General features: G+C 40.6%; 19 protein-coding genes. 11 read left to right on the top strand and 8 right to left on the bottom strand.

Features of this window, described 5'->3' with window-relative positions:
• Window positions 1–49 precede the first annotated feature (49 nt).
• Window positions 50–814: a glutathione S-transferase family protein gene (locus FTU12_RS12440; protein WP_168379640.1), complete on the bottom strand. Its 765-nt coding sequence runs from the start codon at window positions 812–814 to the stop codon at window positions 50–52.
• Between the two features lie 269 nt (window positions 815–1,083).
• On the opposite strand from FTU12_RS12440, the gene ychF reads away from it, so the two are divergent.
• Together ychF and FTU12_RS12430 are read left to right on the top strand one after the other, a co-directional pair.
• Window positions 1,084–2,175 carry a redox-regulated ATPase YchF gene (ychF, locus tag FTU12_RS12435; protein ID WP_078189045.1) on the top strand — a complete coding sequence of 364 codons (1,092 nt, stop codon included), beginning with the start codon at window positions 1,084–1,086 and terminating at the stop codon, window positions 2,173–2,175.
• Between the two features lie 273 nt (window positions 2,176–2,448).
• Window positions 2,449–2,841 carry a hypothetical protein gene (locus tag FTU12_RS12430; protein ID WP_257227317.1) on the top strand — a complete coding sequence of 131 codons (393 nt, stop codon included), beginning with the start codon at window positions 2,449–2,451 and terminating at the stop codon, window positions 2,839–2,841.
• A gap of 64 nt (window positions 2,842–2,905) precedes the next feature.
• Here the strand turns inward: FTU12_RS12430 and FTU12_RS12425 are convergent, their stop codons facing one another.
• Window positions 2,906–3,445 (bottom strand): DUF962 domain-containing protein, encoded by a 540-nt coding sequence (locus tag FTU12_RS12425; RefSeq protein WP_180114500.1) that lies wholly within the window; start codon window positions 3,443–3,445, stop codon window positions 2,906–2,908.
• Between the two features lie 100 nt (window positions 3,446–3,545).
• Between FTU12_RS12425 and FTU12_RS12420 the strand changes: the two genes are divergently transcribed.
• Window positions 3,546–4,253, top strand: coding sequence for a Crp/Fnr family transcriptional regulator (locus FTU12_RS12420; protein WP_180114499.1), 708 nt, complete (start codon window positions 3,546–3,548; stop codon window positions 4,251–4,253).
• Between the two features lie 96 nt (window positions 4,254–4,349).
• Here the strand turns inward: FTU12_RS12420 and FTU12_RS12415 are convergent, their stop codons facing one another.
• Together FTU12_RS12415 and FTU12_RS12410 are read right to left on the bottom strand one after the other, a co-directional pair.
• Complete coding sequence (locus FTU12_RS12415) at window positions 4,350–4,508, bottom strand: hypothetical protein (protein ID WP_227591814.1); 159 nt, start codon at window positions 4,506–4,508, stop codon at window positions 4,350–4,352.
• A 432-nt stretch (window positions 4,509–4,940) separates the two neighbouring features.
• On the bottom strand, window positions 4,941–5,420 hold the full coding sequence (locus tag FTU12_RS12410; RefSeq protein ID WP_180109825.1) for a hypothetical protein: 480 nt from the start codon (window positions 5,418–5,420) through the stop codon (window positions 4,941–4,943).
• 103 nt (window positions 5,421–5,523) lie between these two features.
• On the opposite strand from FTU12_RS12410, the gene FTU12_RS12405 reads away from it, so the two are divergent.
• The 6 genes from FTU12_RS12405 to dapC all read left to right on the top strand — a co-directional run bounded on the left by FTU12_RS12405 (window position 5,524) and on the right by dapC (window position 12,627).
• Window positions 5,524–6,276: an AzlC family ABC transporter permease gene (locus FTU12_RS12405; protein WP_078194362.1), complete on the top strand. Its 753-nt coding sequence runs from the start codon at window positions 5,524–5,526 to the stop codon at window positions 6,274–6,276.
• Window positions 6,273–6,620: an L-valine transporter subunit YgaH gene (gene ygaH / locus FTU12_RS12400; protein WP_078189050.1), complete on the top strand. Its 348-nt coding sequence runs from the start codon at window positions 6,273–6,275 to the stop codon at window positions 6,618–6,620. Before FTU12_RS12405 ends, ygaH begins: the two co-directional genes overlap by 4 nt.
• Window positions 6,621–7,086: 466 nt before the next feature.
• Window positions 7,087–7,362, top strand: coding sequence for a hypothetical protein (locus FTU12_RS12395; protein WP_180088523.1), 276 nt, complete (start codon window positions 7,087–7,089; stop codon window positions 7,360–7,362).
• A 160-nt stretch (window positions 7,363–7,522) separates the two neighbouring features.
• Window positions 7,523–8,737, top strand: coding sequence for a formate-dependent phosphoribosylglycinamide formyltransferase (purT, locus tag FTU12_RS12390; RefSeq protein WP_180041578.1), 1,215 nt, complete (start codon window positions 7,523–7,525; stop codon window positions 8,735–8,737).
• Between the two features lie 29 nt (window positions 8,738–8,766).
• Window positions 8,767–11,433, top strand: a complete 2,667-nt coding sequence (gene glnD, locus FTU12_RS12385; protein ID WP_180114498.1) for a [protein-PII] uridylyltransferase — start codon at window positions 8,767–8,769, stop codon at window positions 11,431–11,433.
• A gap of 24 nt (window positions 11,434–11,457) precedes the next feature.
• A complete protein-coding gene (gene dapC, locus FTU12_RS12380; RefSeq protein WP_180114497.1) occupies window positions 11,458–12,627 on the top strand; it encodes a succinyldiaminopimelate transaminase in 1,170 nt (389 codons plus the stop codon).
• A 141-nt stretch (window positions 12,628–12,768) separates the two neighbouring features.
• On the opposite strand, the gene FTU12_RS12375 is transcribed toward dapC, so the two are convergent.
• The 4 genes from FTU12_RS12375 to msrB form a co-directional block, all read right to left on the bottom strand.
• Window positions 12,769–14,958 (bottom strand): TonB-dependent siderophore receptor, encoded by a 2,190-nt coding sequence (locus FTU12_RS12375; RefSeq protein ID WP_180114496.1) that lies wholly within the window; start codon window positions 14,956–14,958, stop codon window positions 12,769–12,771.
• Window positions 14,959–15,279: 321 nt separating this feature from the next.
• On the bottom strand, window positions 15,280–15,789 hold the full coding sequence (locus FTU12_RS12370; RefSeq protein WP_180114495.1) for an energy transducer TonB: 510 nt from the start codon (window positions 15,787–15,789) through the stop codon (window positions 15,280–15,282).
• A gap of 113 nt (window positions 15,790–15,902) precedes the next feature.
• Complete coding sequence (locus FTU12_RS12365; protein WP_078189057.1) at window positions 15,903–16,391, bottom strand: glutathione peroxidase; 489 nt, start codon at window positions 16,389–16,391, stop codon at window positions 15,903–15,905.
• On the bottom strand, window positions 16,388–16,807 hold the full coding sequence (msrB, locus tag FTU12_RS12360) for a peptide-methionine (R)-S-oxide reductase MsrB (protein WP_078189058.1): 420 nt from the start codon (window positions 16,805–16,807) through the stop codon (window positions 16,388–16,390). The genes FTU12_RS12365 and msrB overlap by 4 nt, the downstream gene beginning before the upstream one ends.
• Before the next feature lie 228 nt (window positions 16,808–17,035).
• On the opposite strand from msrB, the gene FTU12_RS12355 reads away from it, so the two are divergent.
• Together FTU12_RS12355 and FTU12_RS12350 are read left to right on the top strand one after the other, a co-directional pair.
• Entirely contained in the window at window positions 17,036–18,466 is a 1,431-nt protein-coding gene (locus tag FTU12_RS12355; protein ID WP_078189059.1) for a pyridoxal phosphate-dependent aminotransferase, read from the top strand.
• 236 nt (window positions 18,467–18,702) lie between these two features.
• Window positions 18,703–19,878, top strand: coding sequence for a YbfB/YjiJ family MFS transporter (locus tag FTU12_RS12350; RefSeq protein WP_180114494.1), 1,176 nt, complete (start codon window positions 18,703–18,705; stop codon window positions 19,876–19,878).
• Window positions 19,879–19,942 lie beyond the last annotated feature (64 nt).

The raw sequence follows: 19,942 nt of genomic DNA, 5'->3' as shown, positions 1-19,942 counted from the left end.
TAGGCGCGCTTTTTTTAAGCAGTATGACGCAAAGTTTTATATAAAGGGCTTATACACCACGCCAATCTACCCGTGCATTCCGTTCTGTTTGGTATATGCGTTGTACATATTGACCTAAAGGCAAATCGCTCAAATAGGCTTTATAAGCTTTGAACTCTTCTGACAAGGTTTCGCCATGCTCTTTTTCCCACGGCGTTCCGACAACCTCTAATAACGGCGCTAACATTGAACACACCGCAATATCGGCTAAACCTAATCGGTCGCCCACAAAATAACGCCCACCTTGTTCAATCAGACGTTGATTTAAATCAACCACAATTTCATCCAGTCGCTCACGTGAAGCCGCAACCTTATCTGTATCTAATTGATAACCCTTAGAAACCAGTGCCTTTATAATCGGTTTTGAATATTTTTCAAACTGACGTAAATAGCCTTTTTCACCAATTAAAATATCAAGTGATTCTTCACTTTCATTTAATACATGTGCCAACCCCCAACGGCGCACATGTTGCCCTAACTCAATGGAGAGTTCATTAATTTCTAAAGCGTCTTCACGCAGTTTGACATCTGGACGGATCAGACTATGTTCGGGGTAGGTCGCATCCAAGTAAAAGGCGATTTGAGTTGAATCTGCAACCCAATGATCTTGATCACGTAAAATCGGTAATTTGTTTTGCCCTGTTTTAAGCTGTGCAAATGCACGATGTACACCCGGCATTAAATTATGAGCCACATAATCCAACTCTTTATGATCGAGTAACCAGCGCGCCTTTTCACAAAAATGTGAGAGTGGAAACTGGTAGAGAGTTCGCATAAATGCTCCAAGTTTTTGTTGTAACTGTAGTTTATAAAACCCAGTAATTTTATAGGGATACTTTAGTCACTGTGTTATTGAAACACAATGTCATTTTTGCACCTATTCTGCATCTGTAGTGCAACTTAAGCTTTATTCAGACGTGAATTCATCTCTATCTCTGCGCGATTCAATAAGATATACATTCTCCTGCCCATATCACCTGACTTTATTATGGCTTTCATGTAAAATCATCCACAATTTTTTTATAATACTTTGTGAGTTATTTCATGGGTTTTAACTGTGGTATTGTCGGCCTGCCGAACGTTGGTAAATCAACGCTTTTCAACGCATTAACCAAAGCTGCGATTGCTGCTGAAAACTTCCCATTCTGTACAATTGAGCCAAATACTGGGATTGTACCTGTACCTGACCCACGTATGGATAAACTTGCTGAAATTGTAAACCCACAACGTGTTGTCCCAACCACGATGGAATTTGTGGATATCGCAGGTCTCGTTGCTGGTGCATCTAAAGGTGAAGGCCTTGGTAACCAATTCTTAGCCAACATTCGTGAAACTGATGCTATTGCACACGTTGTACGTTGTTTTGAAGACGAAAATGTCATTCACGTAAATGGCAAAATTGACCCACTTGACGATATCGCAACGATCAACACTGAACTTGCACTTGCTGACTTAGAAGCTGTTTCTAAAGCAATTACACGTTTAGCAAAATCTGCAAAAGGTGGCGATAAAGAAGCGATTGCGACTAAAGCGGTTTTAGACAAAATTTTACCTTTACTCGATGAAGGTAAACCTGCACGTGCAGCAGACCTTGATGAAGATGAACGCAAATTGGTTCGTGGTTATGGTTTCTTAACCCTTAAACCAACCATGTATATTGCCAACGTTGCAGAAGATGGTTTCGAAAATAACCCTCACTTAGAAGCAGTGCAAAAATTAGCTGCTGAAGAAAATGCAATTGTGGTTCCCCTTTGCAACCAAATCGAAGCAGAAATTTCATTACTTGAAGATGAAGATCGTGCTGAATTCCTTGAAGCTTTAGGCATGGAAGAACCTGGTCTAAACGTAGTTATTCGTGCAGGTTATGGCTTACTTGGTCTTCAAACATACTTCACAGCTGGTGTACAAGAAGTTCGTGCTTGGACAGTAAAAATTGGTGCAACTGCACCTCAAGCTGCAGGTGTGATTCACACTGACTTCGAAAAAGGCTTTATTCGTGCTGAATGTGTTGCCTACAACGACTTCGTTCAATACAACGGTGAAGCCGGCGCTAAAGAAGCAGGTAAATGGCGTTTAGAAGGTAAAACATACATCGTTCAAGATGGCGATGTTTTACACTTCCGTTTTAACGTATAAGATAGCACCCATAAAAAGCCAGCAATTTGCTGGCTTTTTTAATTTTAGGCAAAAGCTCAAGCCAAAAAATATGCATATTTAAAAACTTAAAACCTGCTTAAAAACAAAATTATATCGACACGAATACATGATTTGGTTGCCGAGTCACCACAGTGCAACGACTTAAATCTCTACCGTTCTGCTATAAATTTACTCATAGGCACTAATGCCTATTTTCATAGAACAATAGCAATGAAAAAAATCAGCACAATTCTAACAGCAGGTATCTTTACAATGCTTAGTGCAACTGCGTTTGCATGTCCACAAGGCACCACACTTACAGGTGGTACAGGTGCAAACCATAAAGGTGGTACTTGTGTTTCCATTGCTAAAGATGCAAAACATCAGGAACGTACTGCTACACATGCAGCACAAGTTGCGCAGCATGATGCAAAAATCGCTCGACACGATGCAAAACAAGCCAGCCAATTGGCTCAGAGTAAAGTGAAACATAATCAAAAATTAGCAAAACATGATGCAGCTCAAGCAGAGCATCTTGCAACACAAGCAAAATCAGAAGCTAAAACTTCAGCCCATGCTGCCAAAGCAGCAAATACTGACGCAAAAGCAAAAATCGCTGCACAAAAGGTGGCAGTGGAACAACATAAAACTGCTGTGAAATCCTAAACAGTTGAGAATCAACACATCGCAAAAAAAAGCCGGAATTATCCGGCTTTTTTATTCAAATCATTTATGGGTGAGCAATATGTAATGCTTTTGCATCCATCTCTGCGCGCTGTCTTCTTGCTTCTGTCAGCATGCGTTGTTCAAGCTCTTTACGAAAGCCTAGTAGAAACACAAACTCAGCTAGAACAAATAAAGGCCCTATTGCCAAGCCAATGACATCATCCATAAACGCAGGCTTTTTCTTTTCATAATAATGACCGATAAACTGGATGATCCAACCCACTACAAAGATCCCCACACTCCAGATCAACCATGACATAAGGCTCATTTTTGCGATCATTAAGGCTAAAGGATACGTGACGGCAAATACCAATAGCATGATCAAACCGAAAATTTTATCTAAACTCAGGTAATAAATTACACTAGCAATAATCAACAACAATGCAAGGGTCAGTTCAACACCTGAAATCACCAGCCCTGCCCGTGCGGTTAGACACATAATCGAAAATACAATAAGCGGAATACCCACAAAATGCGTTAGCACATTTTTTCGATCTAAATGATATGCTGCATATTGGCTTAACAGTCTTTCAAGTTTGCTCATTAACTTACTCCTTGTTCATTCACTCATTTCACTATATAAAAAATGCATCAATAAAGTTGTCAGCTAATAGACAAGTTGGACCATAAAATAAGGATATGCTGTGCTGGACGCTCAATATGTGCATCAACTCAATAAAAATGTGTGGTATTCAGGCTTAAATATTTCCTTCCAAGACTTTATCTGCCGCCATGCCCTGACCTTAACTTTCGAAAAAGACGCACGTGTTTTTTTATCAGGACAGCATTTTAATGGTATGTATGCGGTCTTAGAAGGCGCAGTTCGCTTAGGCTATATTGATATTCATGGCAAAGAAGCGATTGCCGCCATTGCTGAGCCGATTATGTGGTTTGGCGAAATATCCTTGGTTGACCAATTACCACGTTCTCACGATGCCATCTGTACCAAAAAGTCCACCTTATTACACTTACCGGCTCAAGCAATTCAGCAATTATTACAACAACACCCTGAGTTTTGGTTTCATTTTGCCCAGCTCACCAGTCAAAAACTTCGCTATGCCTTTATGGAACTCATAGCCTTACAAACGCAAAGTTTAAGTCAACGTCTCGCACAGCGTCTGCTGTTTATTTTAAATGGATATGGAAATCATTTGGAAATTGAGCAACACACCATACATATCTCGCAGGAACAACTCGCGCAACTGATGAATTGCTCAAGACAATCCGTTAATCAGGAGCTTCAGCAGTTGGAAAAAATGCAGGTGCTTCGTGTTGCGTTTAAACAAATTGAAATTTTAGATCTAGCGCAGTTACATCAGATTGCTCATGCACTTCCTGTGCATGATGTCTGACATTTGTGATTTAAATAAGTGCATTTAATTGCACCAGAATGATTCTTTATCATTATTTTGCTTTTATTTGTGGCACTTCGCTTTATCGAGTTTTGATCACGACAATAATTGGCAAACATTTACACTGTCAAAACCATTTGTACATGCTGCAACTTCTTGAGTTGATGCTTCTGATTTATCTTCAGTCGCTGCTTGTACATTGACCGCTGTAGTCAAAACAGCCAAAACCGATAACTTCATTAATGTTTTTTTCATCTTAATCACCTATTCAACGTCTTTAATTTAACTTACATACTTCATCTTTTACGTAGTAATTTTTACATACTTTATCAAATAATGATAATTTTAATTTTTTATCACATTATCCATACTTTATATTATTAATATTTTAAAGATATTAATTAAAGAGAAGGTCAGACGACTGGCGTTCTAAAATGGGGGATTTTTATCAATAAATTTTTCTCAAAAGATATTTTTACTATTCATTATCAATGCTTTATCTATTTAACTTCAGAAAAAACCATGCAATTTGGAATTTAGCTCAATACTACGGCAGCGCACTGATTTAATTTTTATAAGAAATAGCGATGCTTTTAGGAGGATTTTCCAATCCTCTCTTATAGATTTATTCTTGTTTTTTGATATTTTCCAAAAAAAAAGCAGTGAAACTTCACTGCTTTGATCAAGTTAAACGCCTATTTTTTTCGGATCGGTATTTCCGAGTTCAGGGTTTTCAATCGCACCTTTGCATTGATTTTTATCACGCTCATAATCAGCTTGCTTCTGTGCAACAGTCGAACTCTGATCAATACTTTCTCGTGCCCAAATTTCCAGACTTGTCAAAGCCTTACGGCACAGTGCATATTTCCCTTCAGTCACAGAATCGGTCATTTTGACATTGATACGCCATTCCGTACTCAACTTACGCGCCGGAACTCGAACTTTCTCTTCCATCTGATCGACTTGCTTTGCATAAACAATCGGATCAACTTTATTGATAAACGCCCAAGCTTTGGCAGCATACTCCGTTGCATCATTGGTTAATTTGGGTGCTGCTTTAATTTCGACTTGAGCTTGTTCAGCTCCATCATTACCGCAGGCCTGCAACAACACCGTGCTGCTCAATAATGAAACAATCAGTATCCCACGCATCTTTAACCTCTGCATATCCGGCTCATTTCAGCAAACATATTCGGCAATATGCTAGTGAATTCGCGTACAATACTCAATCATCATTTGACCTGTTGTTCAACTCTTTCAAAGGTGTGTCGTGTCTGAGCACAAACTTCCTACAGTTCAGCCTGCGGGTTTTTGGCAAGGTGCTAAAGATAGTCAAGCCATTATCTTTACCTATCTTCCTGTTTCTTTTGCATTTGGGGTGTCCGCGACTCAATTTGGTTTCACTGCGTGGGAAGCCTTATTTTTATCATGCTCTATGTATGCAGGTGCCAGTCAGTTTCTCGTCGTTGCTTTACTTGGAAGTGGAACATCCATTTGGATGACTGCTCTTACTGTAATTGCCCTCGATATCCGCCATTTACTTTATGGCCCTGCCTTACAAAACCTGATTCAAGATCGACTTAACTTAAAGAAAACGGCAGTTTGGGCTTGGGGTTTAACCGACGAAGTTTTCGCATCAGGCATGATCAAACTGTCGCAACGTCGTCAAGAATGGTCAGAATCTTGGATGTTAGGACTCAGCTTATTTAGTTGGCTGTCTTGGGCAACAGGCTCATTTTTAGGCGGTTTATTTGCTGATCAAGTCAGCAACCTTCCACAATTTTTACAAGCCGCACTCGACTTTCTACTGCCTGCATTGTTTTTAAGCTTTTTACTTGCCGCATTTGAGAAAAAACATACATTTGTGGTCACGGTTACAATTATTGTTTCTGCGATTGCCTGCTACTTTATTGACTTGTCTGCCGCGATTTTTATCGGTATTTCTTCTGGTATTTTTGCCGGTTTATTCAAACATTATGTTTTAAAAAAACCTGATCCTGAGCATATGGGTGAAGCATCATGAATCTAGAAATTATCCTGGTCGGGATCTTGGTCGGAATTGCGAATTTTGCATCACGGTTTGGGCCATTTTTTGTAATTCAGAAATTTCAGCAAGGTTCACAGCAGCGTGGTTCTTTATGGCTCAAAATCGCTTTGGGCTCGATTGGTATCGCTGCAATTAGTTCAATGTTGGTGGTTGCAACCTTACCGCCTCTGCTTGAAACACCAAACAAAAGCTTTGCCATGTTGGTTGGATTTGCTGTGCTTGCAGGCTTGTATTTCAAGTTTAAAAAAATTGTACCTGCTACGCTCACTGCGGCCCTGACTTATGGCTTAGTCTATACCTATATACCTTTTCATCTCTAAAGCCGAGTCTGCGACAATCCAAATAAAAACTTCAAGCACAAGCTACTTTAGCCTGTGCTTTTTAATTAGCAATAATTATGAGATAGTCAGCGTATAACATAAAAAAATCTATATAAAACCAATAGATGGCAAAGTACCATGCTATTCAAGACAAAATTTATATTCATTCTAGACAACCATATGAATTGAGTTGGGGACTGCAAAAGCCCATCGAAGCGTAAATTTTTAATGCTTTATTCAAAGTCAGCTGTTCAGTGGTAATTTCTACGCTGTACATTGCCAACCTGCTGATCAGATCCGCGCCATTTATATCGAAAAAAATCAGCAAAAGACGATTGTGGGTTTATACAATGGCACACAGCAGATTCTGCATTTACACCCGCGTCGCCAGATGTTTCCGCACATATCTATGCCCCATCTGTTCAGTAATTTTCTGCAGCTGACCGGTTTTTTATTGATTTTTCTAATGTGTATTTTCAGCTTTAGTTCATGGCTCAATTCATCATTTCAGCTTCTGTCAGTGGCTGCAGACGTACTCTATTTCACTGCCGTTTTAGTTGGCTTGATATTGATTTTATGCATATGCGCCGCACTACTGCTCGGATTGCTGTACTGGCCCAACTTCCGCCAAACCACTGTGCAGCTTCGTGCGCTGCAATGTGCAAATTTGGATATTGAGCCATTCCGTGCATGTGTAAAAAATGTAGGCGTATTTAAAGTGAATTTAACTAAAAACAACTAATTACCACTTTTTAAAGATTTTAACAGATAAATAATTACACGAACGCTCCCCCATAAAGATATAAAAAAAATTGTTGGACAATATCATTTATTTATGTGAACACTCGCTTATCTCTCGAACAAGTTCTGCTATGCTTAAATTCCCATAAAATCAAGCATGGATGATTTACATGAGCGTCACTATTGGTACTCCACTTCAGTCTTCAGCGTATAAAGTCTTACTGTTAGGTTCTGGTGAACTCGGTAAGGAAGTTGTGATTTCATTGCAACGTTTGGGTGTAGAAGTTCATGCTGCCGATCGTTATGACCATGCTCCTGCCATGCAAGTTGCACATTTTTCTCATACTTTAAATATGGCAGATCCCGAGGCACTTAAAGCCTTAATTTCTCAAGTGAAGCCTCATTTGATTGTCCCTGAAATTGAAGCCATTGCGACTCAAGTTTTGGTCGAGATTGAAGAACAAAAGATTGCCACTGTCATTCCTTCTGCAAAAGCTGTCAACCTGACGATGAATCGTGAAGGGATTCGCCGTCTAGCTGCCGAAGAGCTTGGACTCCCGACTTCAGCCTACCGATTTGCCAATACCCTTGAAGCGTTCCGTGCAGCATGCGATGACATTGGCTATCCAAACTTTGTTAAACCTGTCATGTCGTCTTCGGGTAAAGGACAGTCACGTGTAAAAAGCTTTGATGAAGTCGATGCTGCTTGGGAATATGCACAAACAGGTGGACGTGTAAATCAAGGCACCGTGATCGTGGAATCACAAATTGACTTTGACTTTGAAATCACCCTGCTGACTGTTCGTGCTAAAAATGCAGAAACAGGTGAAATAGAAACATCATTTTGCGACCCAATTGGCCACCGCCAAGACTCTGGTGACTATGTTGAAAGTTGGCAGCCACAACTTATGACTGCTCTTGCATTAGAGGAAGCCAAGCGTATTGCCAATAAAGTAACCATTGCATTAGGTGGATGTGGCATTTTTGGGGTGGAACTGTTTGTCAAAGGCGATAAAGTATGGTTTAGTGAGGTATCACCTCGTCCACACGATACAGGCCTTGTCACTCTTGCATCGCAATTCCAAAGCGAATTCGAACTGCATGCACGTGCCATTCTTGGTCTGCCTGTGAATACTGCTCGACACAGTACTGCTGCGAGCGCAGTCATCTATGCAGGCGTGGATGATACCAATTTATCATTTACTGGCTTAAATCTTGCTTTGGCTAATCCAGACACCGATTTACGCCTCTTTGGTAAACCAGAAGGCTTTAAACGTCGCCGTATGGGCGTAGCAACAGCACGCGCTGAAACCACAGATCACGCGCGTGAACTTGCTCAACATGCTGCACAACAAGTCAGTGTTCAACAAAACTAAGTTTGTAACACCTTAACGGACCACTGTTCATGATCAATACGCTTCCTCTGCTGAATTACATTAAAAGTAACCACGACATTCAGGCGATTAACCAATGGCGCTCAGATGTTGAAAATCAGCTACAGGAATGCTTTGAAAATGGACAGTCGATTCGTGATGTGATTTTGGCGCGATCGAATCTAATCGATGAAGCTTTAAAGTTCTTATGGACACATGCTGAACTCGACCAAACCGATCTCGGTTTGTTTGCTGTAGGTGGCTATGGTCGCCGTGAAATGCTGCCATACTCCGACGTCGATATCATGATTTTGTCTGAGGATGAAATCAGCCCAGAACAAGAAAAACTCATCTCCAGCTTTATTTCAACACTTTGGGATGTTGGTAATTTCAAACCGGGCATCAGTGTACGTACTATTAACGATTGTGTTGCTCAAGCCACCAATGATTTAACCGTGGCAACAGCGCTGATCGAAGCACGTTTGATTGTGGGCAATGAACACCTAGCCAAATGGCCACGCCGTATCGTGTCACAGACATGGACGGATAAAACCTTCTATGATGCCAAAATGCAAGAGCAAGCCAAACGCTATGCTCAACATAACAATACCGAAAGCAACTTAGAACCCGATATTAAAAATGCGCCCGGTGGTATCCGCGACATCAACCAAATCGGTTGGATTGCAAAGCGTCATTTCCGTGTCAATCGCATCTATGACCTTGTACATCTAGGTTTTATTTCAGAGTTTGAACTTGGCGTTCTTGAAGAAACAGAAAGCTTTCTTTGGGAAATCCGTCATCATTTACATCGCTTAACCAAGCGCGACGAAAACCGCTTACTGTTTGATTATCAACGTGACATTGCCGCTAAATTTGGCTATCAGCGTGAAGAAGGCAAATCACAGAATTATCCAATCGAACAGTTCATGAAACGTTACTACCGTAGCGCTCAGCAAGTGACGACTTTAAATGAAATGCTCTTGGCTTATTTCAATGAATCGGTCATCACACCGCGCTTGCCTGACTATGAACGTAAGATTGAAGAAATCAATGCCAACTTCAAATTAGTTGATGGCAAATTGGCGGTGCAGCATCATAAAATTTTCTCTGAAAATCCAAGTGCTATTTTAGAAATTTTCTACCTCTTGGCGAATCGTCCGGAAATTGAAGGCATTCGTGCCCGAACTTTACGTCTATTGTCTCTTGCGGCAAAACGTATTGATCAAAACTTCCGTGACAATCCTGCACATCAAGCCTTATTTATGGCGATCATTCGCTCACCATACCGTTTATACGACACCATGGTGGCGATGAAACGTTATGGCGTGCTCGGCAACTATATTCCTGCCTTTGGGCAAATCATGGGACTCATGCAATACGACTTGTTCCATATTTATACTGTCGATGCCCACACACTTTTATTACTACGTAATTTAAACCGTTTTAAAGAGCCTGAATTCGCCAAGGACTTCCCTGTCGTTAGCTCTGTGTTCCAACGACTGGCGCGCCGTGACATTGTGTATTTAGCGGCAATTTTCCATGATATCGCCAAAGGTCGTGGTGGTGACCACAGTGAACTTGGTGCAGCGGATGCAATTGATTTCTGCCGTACCCATGGGTTTACTGAACGTGAATGCAACCTTGTCGCATGGTTGATTCAAAACCATCTCCTGATGTCTGTCACTTCTCAGAAAAAGGACATTTCCGATCCAGATGTGGTGAAAGAATTTGCTGAGAAAATGGGCGATATGGAGCATCTCGACTATCTCTATACCTTGACAGTTGCCGATATTAACGCAACCAATCCGACGCTTTGGAATACATGGCGTGCATCACTCATGCGTCAACTGTATACACAAGCACGTGATGTGATTCGTTCAGGTTTAGGTCGTCCTGTAGACTATCCAATGCTGATTGAAGACACTAAATTTGCAGCCAGTGAACTGTTAGTCAATGATTTTGCGCTCTATGATGTAGAAACTGTTTGGCAAGAACTCGGTGATGAATATTTCCTAAAAGAATCTGCCGATGAAATCGCATGGCATACACGCGCCATTTTAAAACATGGCAATAATGCAGAACCATTGGTGATGATGCGAGCACATCGCAAATTTGCACAAGATGCGGTACAGATCTTTATTTACACCCAAGATCAGCCTAACTTGTTTGCGACCACAGTGGCTATTTTGGACAGAATGAATCTAGATGTTCAGGATGCTCGAATTATCACTGCCTCCACTGCATTTAGTTTGGATACTTATGTTGTACTTGACCGTTTTGGCACCTTATTGACAGATCCTGAACGTGAGCAAACTGTTATTGAAGCGCTCAAAAAAGCCTTGAGCCAATCTGACAAGTATCCGGGCCTGATGCAACGTCGTATTCCACGTCAACTGCGTCATTTTGATATTGAAAATACCGTGAGTATTTCTTTCAATGAAGCGCTTCAACAAAATATGGTTGAAATTGCGACACTTGACCATCCGGGCTTACTTGCTAAAGTCGGTGGTTTATTTATGATGCAAGGCCTAGATATTCACTCTGCGAAAATTGCAACGCTCGGTGAACGTGCTGAAGATATTTTCTATGTCACTAAAAAAGATGGCTCACCTATGAGCGATTCAGAAGCGGAAACGTTTGCTGCACAGTTAAAGTCAGCACTCGATGAAGCTTCGAATCAGGTTTGTAGTCATCATTAACTTAAATTGATCGGTATCCATTCCATGAACTCCAGTTTGTCATTATTGCACCCTTATCCATTTGAAAAGCTAAATAAGCTATTTCAGGATGTGAAACCCGCAGATTTGCCTTTGATTCCCCTATCGATTGGTGAGCCAAAGCATCCTGCACCGGAGTTTGTGAAACAGGCCATTATTGATAATTTTCAGCACTTATCAACTTACCCAAACAGCAAGGGTTTACCTGAGCTTCGCACGAGCATTGCAAACTGGTTAACCCGTCGCTTTAAACTGAATAGTATCAGTGCAGACACCAACGTATTGCCTGTGTCAGGTACGCGTGAAGCGATCTTCTCATTTGTACAAGCTTTGATTAAACGTGAAGATGCCCCATATGTGGTGATGCCAAATCCGTTCTACCAAATCTATGAAGGTGCAACTTTACTTGCGGGTGCAGAACCTTACTTCATCAACTGTACAGAAGAAAATAACTACCTTGGCGACTTTGACGCTGTGCCAGCTGAAGTCTGGGAAAAAACCGCTTTACTGTTTGTCTGCACGCCGGGCAACCCAACTGGCGCAGTACTGTCGAAAGAACAATTTAAAAAGCTAATTGCACTGTCTGATCAATACGGTTTTGTGATTGCTTCTGATGAATGCTATTCAGAGCTTTGGTTTGATGAAGCACCTGTTGGTCTGCTTGAAGTCTGTGCTGAAATAGGCCGTGATGATTATAAGAACTGCGTGGTATTCCACTCACTGTCTAAACGCTCTAACTTACCGGGTATGCGCTCTGGCTTTGTTGCAGGTGATGCTGCGCTTTTAAAACCTTATTTACAATACCGTACTTATCATGGTGCTGCGATGCCTGTTCAACACCAGTTGGCTTCAATTGCAGCTTGGGATGACGAAGCACACGTCGAAGAAAACCGCGTACAGTACCGTGCAAAATTCGAATTATTCCAACGCGAACTGGGTCACTTACTGCCATTACAAAAACCTGATGCAGGGTTCTACTATTGGTTAAAAGTGGATAATGATGAAACTTTTGCAAAAATGCTAATGGAAAAAGCACACGTTAAAGTGCTTCCAGGCCGTTATTTATCGCGTGATACTGCACAAGGTAATCCGGGTGAAAACCATGTCCGTTTAGCCCTTGTTGCTGATATTACCCAATGTGAAGAAGTGATTCGTCGCTTAAAAGCAGTACTTTAATTGATTTAAAGTATTTTGCTTAAAACAAAAAATGCCCCAAATTTGGGGCATTTTTATTTGAGTCATTTCTTAACAATCATTCAGAGCTAATTATTTAAGGTATTCACTTAGAAACAATCATTAAGAAATCATTGAACACTATTAGAAATCAAATGTTGCACTCAATTTAAATGTTCGAGGTTCGCTTAGTGACAAATATGTATAGTCGTTCACCGATGCTGAAGACCAATAGTCTTTATCTAAAACATTGGTTACACTAAAATTCAAACTGGTAGGTACACTCTTGATTTGGGTTTTATAGTTTGCACCCAAATCTACACGTGTCCAATCTTTAAGTTTCAATGTGTTGGCATTGTTTGCATAAGTTGAACCCGTATAGACAACGCGTCCATTTACACTAACATCTTGCTCAATCGGTAGTTTCCAATCCGCTTCAACATTGGCTTGGAACTCCGGCACACCAATCACACGGTGTCCATCAAACAAACCTTGGTATGTGCCTTTTTGCTCGGTATCAATCCAAGTTGCGCCGCCCAATATTTTGATTGAATCTGTTAATTGACCATAGGCATTAAATTCAAGCCCTTGGTGAATATTCGTCGCTTGACTGATTTGTGCAGTCCCCGAGCTATTCACTGAGGCTTTTTGGCGATCTGTATAGAAATAATTCAATGTTCCGCCAATCAAGCCATTTTCATATTTCACGCCCAGTTCTTTTTGTTTCGACACAAATGGATCGGCAATAAAGTTATTACCTTCACTATCCAAAATCGCTTCGCCTTGAACCAAAGCTTCGATGTAATTGGCATACATAGACCATTCAGGCGTTAATTTATAACTCACGCCCAATGCCGGAGTAAGCTGATTTTTATTAATATTGTATTTATAGGTTCCGTAAGAATATACGTCTTGATCAACTTCCTGATAACGCGCACCAAGCATGAGGGTTAAACGATCGTCTAACATCGAAATATTGTCGCCCAAGGCAAAACTTTTCAAGGTACTGACACCCGCTTTTGGATAAGTTCCTTCTACCCCCAACCATTTGTCAATGTTTGAGTCTGCAGTGTAAATCGGATCATAAAAATTATCATTCAAACTAGTGGCATAACCATAGCTATAGCGTTTATCTGCACGATATAAAGAACCAGAAGCGACTACTTGATGTTTTAAAGCACCTGTTTCAAATTTAGTTTTGACACCGAGTTCTGCTGAGTGATTACGATCTTTACGTGGAATCATCGATGCAGAAAGTTTTGCCGTTCCTGCTGCGGTATCACTTAATTGCTGGCTTGAGTAAACGCCGGCTTCTTCTGATTTGCGAAAACCATATGCTGCATAGGCTGTCGTTGCATCGGTTAAGTCATATTCTACTCGTACACTTCCGAATAAATCTTCTTCGTTTGAATAAGTCCATGCTTGACCATGATAATTAGCATACTGAGCAGCACTCGGAAGCTGTGTAACTGCATTGGTTAAACGCAAACTTGGTCGATTTTCTGAAAGGCGGTTATTGTTATATCCCAAATCGCCAGATAAGCGGAAACGATCTCCTTTGTAATCCGCAGCAATCAAAGCCAATCCAAGCGTTTTCTTTTCTTGGTCAATCTCGGTTCCTCCATCATGGTAAGCGGTATTGACCCGCACTCCAAATTGATCATCTGTCCCAAAGCGACGTGATACATCCGATGCCACATAGGCACCATTGAAGTTTGTACCCACCGTCACACGTGTTAAGGGATCATTACTGGCACGTTTCGGAAGTAAGTTAATCGACCCACCAATACCTGTTCCACCTGGGATTGCACCATTTAAAAATGCCGAAGCGCCTTTGAAGACTTCTACTCGCTCAAATAGTTCTGTTGGAATATATTGGCGTGGCAATATGCCATACAAGCCGTTATATGCCGTATCATCAGATGCCAATGCAAAACCACGAATAAAATAAGCTTCTTGAAAGTTCCCATAACCTTTGGCTGTACGCACAGCTGCATCAGCTTGTAGCACGTCACCAACGCTTTTCGCTTGGCGGTCTTGAATATATTGCTGGGTATAACTGGTGATATTAAATGGTGTTTCTAAATTTTTCTGATTACCGAAAATGCCCACTTTACCACCTGTCGCGACTTGCCCCCCTGCATAAGGCTTCATCAAGCCATTTGCAGAAGCATCCGCACTCACGACCACATTAATGGCTTCCAGCGTTTGAACTTCAGTACTATCGATATTGGCAGCGGGATGTTCCGTTTCAGCGACTTCATTCGCATAAACATATGTGAACCCTTGTGTAGCACACGCCATCATCACACAGAGCTGCTTCATTTTTAACATTGGGAGAGTAATCCTAGAAAATACGCACACATAATAAATGATAATGATTAGCATTTATTCTTTCATTTCATCTTTTACGATGCTTTTTATTTATTACTTTTTATTTTTTAATTGTAATTTTTTATTAAGCTCAACTTAATGAATTACACCCACCTGATTGCCGAAGAGCGATTTCATTCATCAAATACACAAGGATTAAGTAATTTAATTTCCACTCATGAAACCAATTTTCAAGCTTCATCTATCAGATGAAAACCCAAACAATGACAAATCATTCTCGGAGCTTAAAACAATGATTAACATATGCCTTCTACTACAGGCTTATTGAGGTGGATGAATAGCAAATTCATGTTCAACGGTATAACTGAGATTTTTATCGACCATCGGAATGGGTTCAAGTCGCGCAACCAATAGGGATTTTTGTACTTTTTGATCAAAGCTTTTAGAGTCTGAACTTGCGATGAGTTTTGAGCTACCAATATAGCCTGTTGCAGCAATCACGGTGAGCTGTAGTTTGACAGGATGCTTATATGTTTTCATTTCAGACGCAGACAGCACATATTGTGGTGCATTTACCCAAGAGACTTCATACATTTTCGGTTTGACATGTGGATCAATTACATCGGCAACACGCGTAGGTTGGTATTCTTCAACAGGTGTTTTTAATAATTGCAATAATGCATTGACCCGAGCATCTGTCGTGCGGTCTAGATTGCTGGCATCAACAGACGTTTTTACAACTTCAGATGCGCTCAGATTGCTATCTGCCCATGCTGTACCCACACATACGGATAAAAAAACCGTTAAAACACAAATTCGACGTTTAACCATCTGCCTAAACAATGTTATGACCTTCAAATAAAGAGCCGTCAGTATAAAACATCCAAAAAAATAAAGACGCTTTCGCGCCTTTATATCAACCTCAGTTCCACCAATGATTCACATCATTTAGACTGAGCCAAAGCTTTTTCAATATCTTCATTCAAGGTTTCAGGCTTTGTCGTGGGTGCATAGCGGTTCAAGACCTGACCATTTTTCCCTATTAAAAACTTCGTAAAATTCCACTTAATGCCATTTCCCAATACGCCTTTCGAGTTATTGGTTAAATAACGGAAAATCACATGCGCTTCAGGGCCTTTTACATTTACTTTGGCAAACATCGGGAAAGATACGCCATAGTTTTTTTGACAAAACGCGCCAATTTGATCATTCGAGCCCGGATCTTGTCCACCAAATTGGTTGCATGGAAAGCCTAAAACCTCCAAACCTTGATCTTTATATTGTTCGTAAATTTTCTCCAAACCTGCAAATTGAGGAGTGAACCCACATTTGCTGGCGGTATTTACAATTAATAAAACCTTACCTTCATAATCTGCAAAGGATTTATTACTTCCGTCCAGTAATTCTGCTTCAAACTGGTGAATAGTTGTCATGGATAAGTTTCCTCATCATTTTTTTCTTTTGTTTCTAATTCTAAGGATGCCGAATTAATACAATAACGTAATCCAGTCGGCTGTGGGCCATCAGCAAAAACATGCCCTAAATGTGCGTCACAATGATGACAAACAATTTCTGTCCTGACCATACCGTGTGTCGTATCTACATTTTCTTCCACCGCAGCAGGTTCAATCGGCTTATAAAAGCTCGGCCAACCACAACCGCTATCGTATTTTGTTTCAGAAGAAAAAAGCGGTTCCCCGCAACAACGGCATACATAAGTACCAGCTTGTTTAGTATTCCAATATTTTCCAGTGAAAGCTTGCTCCGTGCCTTTCTGACGCGTTATGCGAAACTCTTCTGGTGACAATTCTCTTTGCCATTCTCTTTCTGTTTTATTGAGTTTTCCCATGATGACGTCCCTTTATATCGTGGTATTTAAAATAGGATAATCCTATATTTACGTCATTCATTCTTAAATTTCTAGTCTTTATTCAACAATTTACAAAATCTATATAATGACCCAAAAAGCAAAAGGTAAGCAAATCTAAATCAATGGTAAGCAAAATGCCAAATTAAATGCTTTTTTGTGAGCAACTTTAGTGATAATCTTAGCGCTACTCTTGCTCAGGATTAAAAAATGTCGCAGAAAAAGAGCGTAATTTTTAAAAATCTGCTGCCCGTGATCAAACAATATCAACAGGCAGGGTTTACGCATGAAAAAATAGTTGCTTTACTCAGAGACGAACATCATCTCGATTTAGTAACGACCGAGACATTTAAAAGCTATTTATACCGTTATGCAAAAGTGACCTCCACTCTTTCCGAGAATATAAAAATGCCGAATACGTTTAACACCCCACGCGAAATTAAGAAATCGTCTAAGCTCGAGCATGTTTGCTACGACATTCGCGGACCAGTGTTGCGAGCGGCCAATGAGATGGAAGAGGCAGGCCATAAAATTATTAAATTAAATATTGGTAACCCCGCACCTTTTGGTTTTGAAGCGCCTCAAGAAATTATTAACGACGTGGCATTAAACTTGCCAAATGCAATCGGTTATACCGACTCAAAAGGCATCTTCCCTGCGCGTAAGGCGATTTGTCAGTATTATCAACAAAAAGGTATCTTAAACATGCACGTGAATGACGTGTATGTTGGTAATGGCGTATCTGAACTGATCGTGATGGCAATGCAAGGCTTGCTCGACGATGGCGACGAAATGCTAGTGCCTATGCCAGATTATCCGCTTTGGACAGCAGCAGTTAACCTTTCTGGCGGTACAGCTATTCACTATAAATGTGATGAAGAAAACTTCTGGTATCCAGATATTGCCGACATGGAAAGTAAAATCACCCCGAATACCCGCGGTATCGTGGTGATTAACCCGAACAACCCAACAGGTGCGGTTTACCCACGTCATGTGCTCGAGCAAATTGTGGCTCTTGCGAAGAAATACGACTTAATTTTATTTGCTGATGAAATTTACGACAAGATCGTTTATGACGGTATTGAGCATGTTTCTGTTGCTTCATTGGCAGGTGATCAGCTGTGTATTTCTTTCAATGGCTTATCTAAAGCATATCGAATTGCCGGTTACCGTTCAGGCTGGATGGCAATTACAGGCGATAAATCACGTGCGCTAGACTACATTGAAGGTTTAGACATGTTGGCGTCGATGCGTCTATGTGCCAACCACCAAGCGCAATATGCGATTCAAACAGCTTTAGGCGGTTATCAATCAATTAATGATCTCATCCGTCCGGGCGGCCGTTTATATGAACAACGCAACATTGCTTGGGAAATGTTGAATGATATTCCAGGTGTGTCTTGTGTGAAACCAGAGGGTGCTATGTACTGCTTCCCTAAACTGGATCCTGAAATTTACCCAATTCAAGACGATGAGAAATTCATGTTGGATTTCCTCCGTGCTGAAAAAGTACTTTTGGTTCAAGGTACGGGCTTTAACTGGCCGACACCTGATCATTTCCGTGTGGTATTCTTACCTGCTGAAAATGAACTACGTGAAGCACTGACTCGTTTAGGTCGTTTCTTGGCGAAAATGCGTTAATTCATAACTGCATTAAAATAAATAAAAAACCGTACGCCATGTACGGTTTTTTTTATTACTGCATCCTTAAATTTGATTTCTACACTGTACTCATACCGTAGCTATCTTTTTGAATAGTTAAGTTTTTAAGAATTAATTTTGAGATTAGACCTTAGTCAAATCTTTTAGGTCTGTTGATTTCTCTATAGCCTATTCATGTTATTTTTTAACCAATCATAAAAATACATGAGTACAGGATGTTCTCAAACAAAATTAAACTGAGCCTATTTCTCTGTCTAAGCATGTGCCTAGGCATCGGGATCTTACGTTTTTCCTATACCGCACTCCTCCCTTCAACCCGTGAAGCCTTTGGTTGGAGCCCAAGTTTTGCCAGCATCTTAGGCAGCGCCAATTTGCTCGGCTACTTAATCGGCGCATTTTGGGCCATGAAATTACCCCAAAATAAAAGTATGGTGAGCTACATCCAACTTGCAGCTATTGCAGGAACACTCAGTTTACTCAGTTGTGCATTTTCAGGTTTTTCAGAACTTTGGTATAGCACTTGGCGCGTTATTTCAGGGATCAGCGGCGGCTTACTAATGATCCTCTCCCCAAGTGTTGTGGCCCAATGTTCACAGCTTCAAGACCGCTTTAAAATCAACTTTATTGGTTTTAGCGGCATTGGCTTGGGAATCTTAATGGCAACGCTATTTTTGCCTTACATCCAACAAATGTCGACAAAGTGGGCTTGGTTGATTTTGTTTTCTTTTTCAGCCCTGATTTTTATTTTACTCAGCGTGCTTTTGAAGAGTTTTAAATCACAGCTCACAACACTCACCGCGATTCCAGCTGCAGAACATAAAGTTGATGGAATTTTCTATTGTCTCTTAATCGTGTATAGCACCAGTGCTTTTGCTTACGTGCCCCATTCATTATTTTGGATTGACTATTTAACTCACACCCTACACCTAAGCCCGATCGGGATCAATTTCAATTGGATTTTATATGGTCTGGGGAGTGCTTTAGGGGCATTTGCTGCTTACTGCCTAGCACAAAAACTGGGAAATATCAGCGCTCTTAAAATTTTATATAGCTGCTATGTCTTGGCGATTTTTATAGCAATTATTAATATCCATCCACTTTTTACTTTTTTGTCTTCTTTTGCGACAGGCTTGCTCAATCCAGCAGTGGTTTTTCTCACCTCTTATACCATTTTGCAAATCTATGGTAGCGCCTATAAAAAGCTATGGAGTATTGCAACCCTGTGCTTTGCATCTATTCAATTGATCGGTGGTTTAAGCTTTAGTTTTTTACAGCGAATCGGTGTTGATTATTCACAGCAATTTATTTTGGCCGCATGCGTACTTTGCATTGGAACACTACAACTCTTTTGGTTTACTCGCACAGCAAAATTGAGCAAAAATACCGTCTAGGTCGATCACAAGACATTCAACTGCATCATCATTCACACATACAAAAGTCATGCATACAAAGAAA

The organism is Acinetobacter sp. YH12063 (genome assembly GCF_013419715.1).
GTDB classification, from domain to species: Bacteria; Pseudomonadota; Gammaproteobacteria; order Pseudomonadales; family Moraxellaceae; genus Acinetobacter; species Acinetobacter amyesii.
The sequence above is the reverse complement of the archived record's forward strand: the minus strand, read 5'-3'. Positions and strand labels throughout refer to the sequence as shown.